This is a genomic window from Rhodococcus sp. LB1 (assembly GCF_001583455.1).
GTDB classification, from domain to species: Bacteria; Actinomycetota; Actinomycetes; order Mycobacteriales; family Mycobacteriaceae; genus Rhodococcus_F; species Rhodococcus_F opacus.
This window is the reverse complement of sequence record NZ_LTCZ01000195.1, coordinates 1-597: the sequence shown is the minus strand read 5'-3', so window position 1 is coordinate 597 and position 597 is coordinate 1. Positions and strand designations below refer to the sequence as shown.

Below are 597 nucleotides of genomic sequence, written 5' to 3'. Positions count from 1 at the left end.
GGCATGGCTCGCATTCCCGCCGCCGAACGTCGCGCCGAACTGGTGGCGGCGGCCGTGCGCGTGATCGCTGCCGATGGGGTCGACGGCGCCACCACCCGCCGTATCGCGCAGGAGGCGAACGCTCCGCTGGCCACCCTGCACTACTGCTTCGCGACGAAGGAGGTACTGTTCGCGGCGGTCTTCGAGCACGTCGCCGGACAGTATCGAGAAGTGCTGACGCGCAACGATGTCCATGGCGACGTGGCGATCACCGCCCGCGCCCTGTTACGCAGCGTGATGGAGTGGTACCTGGTGAATCCGGACTTCGGCGCGGCGATCGTCGAGTTGATCAGCTGGGGCCAGCGTCAGGAGGGCCAGCAGGCCGAGATGGTGTACAACGAGGCCTTCGCGACCGTGCGCGCGATCCTCGAGACTGCCGCGACCGCCGGGGGCCGGCCGGTGGACCCGAGAACCCTCGACGAGCTGACGTACATCGTGTCCACATTGTCGGACGGATTCGCGCTCAACTGGCTGGTGTTCACCGACCCCACAGCGGCGGAACGACAGATCGAGCTCACCGTCGGCGTGCTCGACGCCTGGATGGCCGCCAACCTCGGC

1 protein-coding gene is annotated in these 597 nt (G+C 68.0%); it reads left to right on the top strand.

Annotation, left to right across the window (positions count from 1 at the left end):
• Positions 1-3 precede the first annotated feature (3 nt).
• The coding region (locus AZG88_RS24650; RefSeq protein ID WP_061699487.1) for a TetR/AcrR family transcriptional regulator at positions 4-597 on the top strand (594 nt) is incomplete at its 3' end.